An 11,751-nucleotide genomic window follows, 5' to 3' on the forward strand; every position below is an offset into this window, starting at 1 on the left:
GAAACACATTCCAACTTGGAAATCCCTTCTGCTAATCAGCAATATTGGCTGACTAGTAATTTGTTAGTCAAAACATATTGGTAAGTTCCTATTGAACCAATATCAGGAATTCACTATAATTCTAAATGCTGTTTAGGTAAAATTTACATTTTTTATCTGTACTTATTTTTGGGGGAGGGGATGAAGAGTAAAAAGAAGTGATCCAAAGCTCAAGACAATTATGACAAGGAGTTACAGGAATGAACCCTAGATTCATCCGCTTAATCAGTAGTTTCAATTTATTCCTACTGCTTGCTTTACTGTTTTTGCAACTTGTCCCAGAGCACGCTATCGCAAGCGCTAGTAGTAAGACGTATTTAATTGGTTTTAAAGAAAACAAGAAAACAAAAGTCAGGGCTATTCAAAGATCATCGGTACAGCAAGTTAGCACGAAAGTGATGGTTGCTCAATTAACAGAGAATGAAATGGAGGTAATGTCTCAGGACGAGAATGTAGCCTATATTGAGGAAGATAGTGAAATAGAGTTAGCTGAAACAAACAGAACAGAAAAGCAGGCAATTCCGTGGGGGATTGAGCACATAGGGGCAAATCAAGCTCACGAAAAACATTACAAAGGCCAAAACATCAAAATTGGAATTATTGATACAGGTATATCCAATCATGAAGACCTCCAAGTAAAAGGAGGCATTTCCTATGTAGAAGGAAAATCAGATTTTGATGACGAGCACGGGCATGGAACTGCGGTGGCTGGTGTTATCGCTGGTCAAGATAACGATGTTGGGATTGTTGGTGTTGCCCCAGAAGCTGAAATCTATGCCATTAGAGTCCTTGATGAAAAAGGTCACGGTACATATTCCAGCATGATTCAGGGGATTGAATGGGCGATACAGAATGACATGGACATCGTTTCCATTAGTGCTGGTGGTAGAATTGACAGTCAAGCGCTACACGACCAGATAAAAAGAGCGAATCAACAAGGGATACTGGTTATTGCAGCAGCGGGAAATCGAGGAATGGGTGAGGATACCCAGTTATATCCTGCGAAATACGCAGAGACATTGTCTGTCGGTGCGATTAATCAGGACAATCAACGGGCTGACTTTTCAAGTGTTGGCAGTGGGTTAGACCTGATGGCTCCTGGCGTTGATATTCTAAGTACGTCTCTCCATGGAGACTATGAGCAACGTTCAGGCACATCGTTAGCAGCTCCTCACGTAACCGGTGCAGCAGCTGTTATTTGGTCAAAAATGGGTGGAGCCACCAATCGCGAAGTGCGTGATCGTTTAGTCGATAACGCAACATCTTTAGGGGAATCACGTTTTTACGGAAAAGGGCTTGTAAACCTAGAGAAAGCGCTGGGACTAGGGGATGAAGACTCCGCTGAGATTACCTCACTGGAATCGACGCCGAACGAATTGCGACTTTCCGAAGGTGAGAATTATCAACTGAAGATTACGGCAAACATGACAAATGGCAACACCAGAGATGTCAGCAAAGAAGTAACGTATACGAGCAAAGATGAAAAAATTGCTACGGTTACACCTTCAGGGTTTGTCACAGGAAGTGGAATGGGAGATACGCAACTGATCGCTGAGTTGGGTGACAAGACGATTGAGATTCCGATAGTGGTGACGAAGAGAGCTCCTTTGATACCAATAGGTGGGCTCGACACTCCCGAAAAAGGCGAGTTAATCAGTGGTACGTATACCATTAAAGGATGGTATCTCCATCCAGACGGGGTATCGAAAATCAGTATCCTGATTGATGGTACGAATGTGGGAGAGGCATCTTATGGCGACCCGAGACCAGATGTTGAAGCGAAATATCCAGCTTATCAGAATAGCAATGCTGGATTTCACTATCAACTGGATACTCGAAATGTAATAGCAGGCACCCATAGCATTACGGTGGAAGTTCAAGATACGAATGGACAACAGATCGTTCTAGAAGGAACGACGTTTTACATTGGTGACATGGAGCCGTTGAGTGGTCTGCATGCTGATGTAACCAAGTTGGAGTTAACGAATGAAGGTTCGCATCAGTTGGTGGTATCTACTGTTTTAGAAGATAACACCCTGAAAGACGTGACAAGTCTTGCAGAGTACGCTTCATCAGATGAAAGTGTCGTAACAGTAGACGCTGCTGGACTTGTAAAAGCAATGGGGGCTGGAACGGCGATTGTGACCATTCGATATGAAGGTCAATCAATCACGATCGCCGTTACGATTAAAAAGGATGAACCATTGATACCGCGTTGGGAGTTAGAAGCGCCAACCAGTAATTCCATGATGACAGGCGTCACACTCATCAAAGGCTGGTACCTAGATCCATCAGGTGTCTCCAAGATAGAGGTTCATGTCGATGGAACAGTAGTAGGGGAAGCTTCTTATGGGCATACCCGTCCTGATATTGAATCCTCGTATCCACAATATCAGAATGCTAGAGCCGGATTTGAGTACCGTTTAGACACAACGCAGCTAATGGAAGGGCAGCATTCGATTAAGGTAACGGCTGTTACTAAAGACGGCGCTGAGCAAGTTCTGGCAGAGCGAGCTGTTTTCATTGGGCGTGCTGAACCGGCCACAAGTATTGTGGCAAATTTAAGCAAGGTAGATTTGATACAAGGGAATACACAGCAATTATCCATTTCTGCTGTTTTACTGAATCAACAAACGAAAGATGTGACCAGAGAGGCTCAATATACCGTTGAGAATCCTGCGATCATTAGCCTTTCAGATAAAGGAATCGTTACGGGAATTGAAATCGGTCAAACCAATATCATCGTGAAATACCAGGAACAAACGCTTACGATACCTGTTTGGGTCAAAGCAGCAGGGGGTCTGGCTCGGGGAGGCATTGACAGTCCCGCAGACCATGCATTAATCAGCGGTGTTTATCCTGTCACAGGCTGGTTTATTGACTCTACTGGTGTTGAAAAGATTGAAGTACTGGTCGATGGAGCCGTAAGTGGTGAAGCAACCTATGGCATTTCTCGTCCGGAAATAGAAATTATGGATGCTTCTAAACCGGATGGAAACGTAGGGTTCCACTATAATCTCGATACAGGAAAATTGCGGGAAGGCACACATACTCTTTCTGTCAGAGGAACAGGCAAGGGTGGAAATCAGGTAATGCTGGGGAACAGAACGATTCAAGTCGTTACCTTGCTACCAGCAATCGGATTAAAGGCAAACGTTACAGAGGTAACCGTTCCTCAAGGAAAAACGCATCAAATAACTGTCATGGCGGTACTAGAGGATCAGAGTAGTCAGGATGTAACCAAGCTGTCCCTATACAACATAGAGAATTCTTCCGTAGCAAAGGTGAGCACAGATGGCTTGGTCACGGCTCTAGCCCAAGGAAGTACCAGTCTCGCCGTAAAATATGGGGATCAAAGTATCAGCATTCCTATTACCGTTACGGAAGCGGAAGCACTTAAAACTTTGGGAGAGATAGAAACGCCTGTCAATGGCGCTACTGTCAATGGCACCTATACGATTTCAGGCTGGTTTTTACATCCTTCTGCTATCTCAGACTATCGGGTTGTCATTGACGGTATCGAGCATGGGAAAGCAAAATCGGGCATTGCTCGACCTGATATTGCCCTACTTCATCCGGAATATACAAATACGCAAGCAGGATACAGCTATACCGTTGATCTGAACGAACTACAACCGGGTAATCATACCGTTTCTGTGATCGCAACGGATAGCGAAGGAAAGCAACATCCACTACCAGAAAAAAATTTCGTGATTGGAAAAGTTGCTCAAGCCATTAGTCTGCAAAATACAGAACCAAACATGAGCGTAGCAAAAGACGCTATGCAGAAACTGCAGATTACGGCCAGTTTTGAAGGGCAAAATCCAAAGGACATTACAGGGGAAGCTGTTTATACAGTAGAGGATCCGAATGTCGTTTATGTCAGTCCACTGGGAGTCGTTACAGGTCTGAAGGTTGGAATGACAAAGATTCATGTAAATTACGGGAATCAGTCATTAGTAATTCCAGTTGTTGTCACAGAATCAGAATCAGGCTCGCTTGTTGCCAAAGGGCAAATGGACATCCCTAAAGAAGGCACAGTTATTGGTGGAACTACAACCATACAGGGATGGATTCTGGACCCAAGCGGTGTGGCCAAAATCGAGGTTTTGGTGGATGGACAATTACAAGGAACCGCTGTTTATGGCGGACCTCGTCCAGATATTTTCGCCATGTATCCACTCTACCAGAATGCAAATGCTGGTTTTCAATATCTACTGGATACGTCCTTGTTTGCGGAAGGGAATCACAAACTGACCATAAAAGTAACGGATAAAGCGGGCGCGGAGAGTCTCGTGCTGGAAAGTAACATCATAATTGGTCCCGTTACGGGAATCACAGCTAATTATTCCGAAGTTACTTTAGAAAAAGACAAGAGCGTAGCATTCACGGTCGTTGCATCTTATCGAGATAAGAGTACCAAGGATGTAACGGGAGAAGCGACCTACACGATCGATAATCCATCTATCGCCAAAATAGATGCAACAGGATTACTAACAGGTCTCTCATCAGGAAGTGCAGTTCTTACCGTGTCTTATGCTGGCATCGTGAAGCAATACCCTATCACTGTAAAAGGCGACGTCTTGGTAACAGGGGGCGCCATTGACACCCCGCAAGATAACGAACTCATCAGTAGGAATTACAACATAACGGGATGGTTCGTTTCTTCTGGTGAAGTGGAGAAAATCGAGGTTTTGATGGATGGAGATAAGCTGGGCGAGGCGAAATATGGGCTTGAACGACCAGATATGAAGCGCAAATACCCAGACGCATCACCTCTAAAACCAGGTTTCTCCTATCTGTTGGAAGTTGAACAGATGCAAGTAGGGGAACACCAATTACAGGTGCTGATCACAGAAAAAGACGGGAAGCAAACCAGTATGGAGAAGACGATCACGATTGTTGAACCCATACATGACACGTATGCTTTTTGGCTGCAATTTTCTAATCAACAAGGACAGAACAATTGGTCCTATCAGGAGGTAAGCGGAGATCGCTTCACGGACTTGGAGTGGGACAAAGCTGCCGAGGAATGGAAGAGTAATCAAAACGAGACGGCAATCGGAAATACGTGGATAAAAATCGGGAGCTCAGATCCAGTCCTGAAATGGAAGGCACCGCGTTCTGGACGAATTCATGTTAGCGGTTGGATTTCCAAAATTCAAGTGGAAGAGGGAGACGGAGTCAACGTCCGATTACTGAAAAACGATGTCCAAATTTGGCCTTCCTCTGGCTGGCAATCGATTGACTTTAACGATGAGATTGGTGTGGAACTTCAGGAGGAGCTTTCGATTGAAGAAGGAGACGCACTGATTTTTCAAGTCAACCAGAAAGAAAACAACGTTGGGGATCTTCTCAAATGGACACCTGAAATCACCTACATAACGACCGAGGTGAACGATAATTCTGCTCCCCAAGTTTATTTGATCTCACCAGTGGTAGGGAAGGCTGTCACTACTGTTAATTCAGAGGATGTCATCACCATATCAGGTATTGCGATGGATCCGAACATCGGAGACCAAGTTCATATTTGGTATCAGCTAGATGAAGAAGATCCTCATGAACTGACTCGTTTTACGGCGTCCGAGAGCGCAAATGAATTTTCGTACAACTTGCCCATCCGAAATTTGAAACCAGATCATCTCTACTCACTTCGTGTCTGGGCAGTCGATCAGAAATCCAGTAAATCTCTCGTCGAAAAAGTCGATATTAGCGTGGATATGAGAGCGCAAGCTGAAAAGGACCCGATAACCATTTCTGCGAATTGGAAATATCCGAAAGATCGAGCAGAAATACCAAAAGGGCAGTCGATTACGTTGGATTGGGACTACTACAACGGTAAAGGGTATCCAAGTTATATAGCCTCGCAAGAATTAATCATTTATATCAGCGAGGGCGGGCATGTCACTTCTGTAAAACGGGAGAAATTAACAGGTACAGCCCGTTCTTATGTATTTGATACAAGCTATATACAAAAAAACGCACTCATTGATGTGCGCCTAAAGGCGGTAATGAAGAGCGATGCCCCGAAACTCCTTGAAGGCAGTACCGCTAAATTGGAGTTCTATCTATTAGCTACGAATCAAGCACCTGTCGTCGTAAATACAGAGTTTTCCATCATGGATAGTGGACGAACAGGGTTAATTAATTATTCGCTTAGAGATAATGATGTTTCAGACAAAATCGTATCAACAAAATTAAGAGTGGGACTGACACCAGGCGGAAACGAGCTTGGTGAGAAAGAAGAGACGATTTCCGAATCGAGTCAAAATGGGAATGCGTCCGGCAGATATTTTTTCCCCATCACAAAAGAAATGTTATATCAAACCGTTTACTGGACGGTTCAAGCTCAGGATAATCGTGGTGCATGGACTACACCAACGAATTACTCATCCCCATTGGTAGAAGCACTCCCGAAGATCGTTATTTATACCCCTGGGGCAAAGAGGGTCATGGACATTGATGAGACCTTTACTCTGGAAGGGGTCTATACCCATCTTCAAGCAGGCGATGTCATATCTGGAAGGATGAATCGTCTTAAAAATCCGAAGGAATTTACTACTACTGGTAGCTCAGGTCAGTGGAGCCTTAGCTGGAGGGGAAGGGATCTTGGAGAAGGCACCTATCCGAACATCGAAGTATCCAATCGCGGCGGTTTTGTAGCGGTTTATCCCGGAAGCTTGACTATCGAGAAGAAACCGGATGCCCCAAATATTATTAAAGTAGAGGCAGAAACGAATTCCCTTAAAGTATTTTGGAGTCCTGTCGCAGGCGCAACAGACTACGGCATTCAAGTAGATGGCGGCGGGATCAAACGGGTAGGCAACGTATCCACTTATACCATCACGGGCCTACAACCGGATCGCGCTTATACAATCATACTTTGGGCGTACAATTCATCAGGTACTAGCAGCTATAGCAGCAGCCCCTACACTGTCCAAACGAAACCAGCAGAAGGCAATTTTAATCTGTTGGTAGAGTATAACCCGATACGAATGGATTTTCCTGTTAATCGGCCAAAATACTTTAAAATCACGGCGAAAACGAGCGGAGTTTATCAGTTCACGTTAAATAACGACTCGGGATTAGCGGCAGATGCGAATATATCCGTTTATAAAGGGGCGGGCTTGCTGGACCATGAGGAGATCTCTTCAGGAAGTAATGGTAGAGTGAATCCAGTTTTTGCTGCCGGAAAAACATATTATGTGAAGATTGTAGGAAAAAGTACGTTTTACGCTACGCTTCTGGCAAAGCCAGGAGGCGATGCCTTTGTTTTTAATCAGCCAAACGATATCACGATTCCAGGTGGACAAACGGTAGAAATCGCCATGAATGCTATCATTCCTGGAAAGTATCGCATGGTTACGCAATTGAAAAATCCAAGTCAGAAGTATCCTGCTGTAACGGTCTATTCCAATGGGGTTCAAGTGTCACCGAGGGAGAAGCCAAGTGCAGCTGAAGTCATTTATGATTTGGCAGCAGGTGCCTATACGATTAAGCTGACCAATACAGAAAGTAATCCAGTCAATGTATTATTTACAGTTTTTGCTCCAGCGGCTGGGGGAACGGTTTACGAGTATGTATACGATCAAAACAATCGAATCAAGGCGATCAAAGAAAACGGAGTCGAAAGCGTCATTTTTTATCATGACGAGAACGGAAATATCACAAAAAGTGTAAAGCAAAACGCATCTACACCACAGAAAGCCAAAGCCTTAAGTCTTGATCTGGAGAAGGTGGATGTATCACTCGGTAACTCCAAATCGATCAAGGTCATGGCAACGTTGGACAACGGGAGTCAGGTAGATGTAAGCGCGCAGGCTGTATATGTCGTGGAGGATCCTTCGGTTGCCTATATCAACAAGGGGATTGTGTATGCGGTGAACGGCGGGACGACGAAGGCCAGGTTGTATTTCGGAGGGCAGTCGAAGACTTTTACCATTACCGTTGATGCACCATCCGTTCATTTGACATCGATCAGTCTTACACCAGGACAATCAACGATAACAGAAGGCCAAATCCAACGCTTGTACGCATCCGCTTATTACTCAGACGGTAACAGCAAAGATATCAGCAGCGTTGCCAGCTTTGACACCTCGAATCCATCTGTTGCGCAAGTAAGCAGCCAAGGTGTCGTAACGGGTATCAAAGCAGGAACAGCGACGATTACCGTTTCTTATGATGGTAAAAACGCATCCAGCCAGATAACTGTTCAAGGGGCTACCATTCAGGAAATAAAAGGAACCCCAGTGCAAGTGTCGTTGGTTGCAGGTGGTACTCAACAGCTTAGTGTAACGGCCACTTACTCAAACGGGGCCGAAGAAAATATTTCAAAGCAAGCCGTGTATTCAAGTAGTAATGCCAATGTTGCATCAGTGGATAGTGGTGGACTGATAACAGCACTTTCGCCAGGAGCTACGCAAGTCACGGTAAGCTACGGTGGGCAAAGTACGATCATTCCTGTTACGGTTTCAGGAAATGCCATCTCTCTCGTGTCTTTGGCTGTTACGCCAGCGACAGTAAGCATTGGCAAAGGAGCCAACCAGCAGTTGGAAGTGAAGGCGACCTACAGTGATAACAGCCAAACGATTGTAACGAATCAGGCGACTTATCAGAGTTCGCAACCTGCTATTGCCAGTGTTGGAGCAAGTGGCTTCGTTACAGGGATGGCAGCCGGATCAGCTACTGTAACAGTATCTTTTGGTGGGAAAACCGTTACAGTTCCTGTTCAGGTTACAGAGACGCAAGAGCCTGTGCAGAGCTTGTCTGTTACACCAGTTAGTCTGAACATGTTGGTTGGGAAGACTCAGCAGCTACAAGTAACAGCGACCTATAAGGATGGCAAGAACATGGATGTTTCGGGGCAAGCAGTCTACTTGCCAGGAGATGCCACAGTGGTGACCGTTGATTCGAACGGAGTGGTTACGGCTGTTAGGGCAGGTAGTACGAACATCACTGTTTCCTTTGGGGGAGCGAGTGTGGTTATGCCTGTTGTTGTTACTGCTGAGAACGTAATTCAAAGCATCAAAGTTCTACCAGAAAAGATAACAATGCTAGAGAACGGTACAAATCAGTTGCTTGTAAAAGTAGTTTTTATGGATGGTACAGAAGTTGATATAACGAATAAAGCTTCGTATACATTGGAAGATCAAGCCATTGCTTCTGTTACTACCGATGGACTGTTAACAGGTTTAAAAGTGGGAAGTACCTCGATCACCATTGCTCATTCAGGAAAAACCATAAGTGTAATGGTTCGTGTAGTGAATGTGGAAAGCAAGATAGAGCACTTGTCAGCCGGAGGTGCTCACTCGCTGATGGTCAAAGAGGATGGAACCATATGGGCTTGGGGGAAAAACAATGATGGACAGTTGGGGGATAGAACAACCCAAGATCAACCTACCCCAGTTGAAAGCAAAGCGACTCTCTCGGTACAGCAACTTGAAGCCACACCGGATGTAGTGCTGCTATCAATGCTAGATAGCCAGAAACTTGTGATCAGGGCAACCTACGCGAATAACATTACACAGGAAGTAACAAGTCAAGCCACGTACGTGAGTAACGATCCAGCTGTGGTGACGATTGATAAATCAGGTGTAATTACAGCAGTAGCCGCAGGGAAAACAACGATTATGGTCACTTACTATGGAAGTACGATTACGGTTCCTGTCCAGGTAATTGAGAAAGAACCCAAATCGAAAAGATTGTCAGCAGGCGTTTCTCACACACTGATGGTGAAAGAAGATGGAACCGTATGGGCCTGGGGGAAAAACGCGAATGGGCAGTTGGGAGACGGTTCGATCGAAAATCAGATGTTGCCAATAGAAAGTAAAACGATTCTCTCGGTACAGCAACTGGAAACCACACCTAGTGAAGTGCTGCTATCGATGCTTGACAGCCAGCAATTGGAGATTAGAGCAACCTATGCGAATAACATTACGCAGGAAGTAACAAGTCAAGCTACTTACTCCAGTAATGATCCTGCTATTGTGATGGTTGATAAAGCAGGTTTAATTACAGCAGTGGGAGCAGGAAAAACAACGATTACGATTACCTATTACGACAAAACGATTGCGGTTTCTGTGCGGGTTATTGAGAAACAAATAAAAGCGAAGCGCTTGTCAGCGGGAGGCGCTCATACACTGGTTGTGAAAGAGGAAGGAACTGTATTGGCCTGGGGGAAAAACGAAAATGGGCAGTTGGGGGATGGAACGACCCAGAGTAAGATTTCGCCGGTAGAGAGTAAGGTGGCTCTCTCGGTAAAACAACTGGAAGCCACGCCGAGTACATTGCTGCTGTCAATGCTAGATAGCCAGCAACTTGAGATCAGAGCAACTTATGCAAATAACGATACGCAGACAGTCACAAGCCAAGTCATTTACGCTAGTAGTGATCCGGCAATAGCGACGATTAATGAGTCAGGTTTGCTTACAGCAGTAGGAGTAGGGAAAACAGAAATCACAGCCACTTATTATGATAAAACGATCACGGTTCCTGTGCAGGTATATGAGAAAGGTAACAAATCGAACAGTTTGTCAGCGGGAGGCGCTCACTCGCTGATGGTTGAAGCGGATGGAACTGTGTGGGTATGGGGGAAAAATGAAAATGGGCAGTTAGGGGATGGAACGACTCAAGATAGCAATGTTCCTGTAAGAAACCAAAAATAGATGGAGTGTATGTATATGAACAAAATTGCAAATAGAATTAGGAATATTTTCCTGGCGATGTTTTCAATTCTGATCTTGTCACAAGAGACAACTTTTGCAGCAGGAAATGTAATAAGCAGTGCAGCGGGTGGTAGTCATTCCTTGATCCTAAGGAGTGACGGTACAGTTTGGGCATGGGGAAACAATGGGAACGGTCAATTGGGAGATGGTACGTTTGAACAAAGAAATGAACCTGTATTGGTAAAAGGACTTACGGGTGTTACAAAAATTGCAGCTGGATCTTCGCATAGTTTAGCATTAAAAAGTGATGGTACAGTTTGGGGGTGGGGATGGAATGGCAAAGGTCAATTAGGCAACAACACAACTACATCCTCAAATATTTCTAAACCTGTACAAGCAGTTGGACTAACAGATGTGATTGATATTGCTGCTGGGGATGCTCATGGGCTAGCCCTGAAGAAAGATGGAACGGTTTGGATTTGGGGAAGTAATAGTACCAATTTGCCAACGAGAGTAGAAAGTTTAACAGATGTAAGGGCGATTGCTGCGGCAGGTGCACACAATCTTACAGTAAAAAAAGACGGTACGGTATGGTCCTGGGGGTGGAATGGGTATGGTCAGTTAGGCATTAACAATACAGGCTCGAAGGACGTCCCAACGAAAGTTAGTAATTTGTCGAATATTGTCTCAGTAGCGGCAGGATTTCATCATAGTCTGGCGCTAGACGTAGAGGGGAAAGTATACGCTTGGGGAGGCAATACTTATGGACAAGTAGGAGACGGAACTACCACGCAGCGAAATGCACCAGTCGAAGTGCCTAGTTTAGTTGATATTGTTGAAATAGCAAGTGGGTCTTATTCGTATCATACTCTGGCACTGAAAAAAGATGGAACCGTTTATGCATGGGGCCTGGGTACCTCTGGGCAACTAGGAAATGGTACAACCACGAATAGTAATATACCTATTCAAGTCAATATTGTTCCATAAATATCTTATTTATTTCCATTAAGCCCCCCTTCTACAAGGGGGGCAGAATAATCCCTTATGG

At 44.8% G+C, this 11,751-nt stretch carries 2 protein-coding genes; both read left to right on the plus strand.

Features of this window, described 5'->3' with window-relative positions:
* The first annotated feature begins 239 nt into the window (after positions 1-239).
* A complete protein-coding gene (locus BBR47_RS09185; protein WP_012685495.1) occupies positions 240-10,703 on the plus strand; it encodes an Ig-like domain-containing protein in 10,464 nt (3,487 codons plus the stop codon).
* A gap of 15 nt (positions 10,704-10,718) precedes the next feature.
* On the plus strand, positions 10,719-11,690 hold the full coding sequence (locus BBR47_RS09190) for an RCC1 domain-containing protein (protein WP_012685496.1): 972 nt from the start codon (positions 10,719-10,721) through the stop codon (positions 11,688-11,690).
* The last annotated feature ends 61 nt before the right edge of the window (positions 11,691-11,751 follow it).

The organism is Brevibacillus brevis NBRC 100599 (genome assembly GCF_000010165.1).
GTDB classification, from domain to species: domain Bacteria; phylum Bacillota; class Bacilli; order Brevibacillales; family Brevibacillaceae; genus Brevibacillus; species Brevibacillus brevis_D.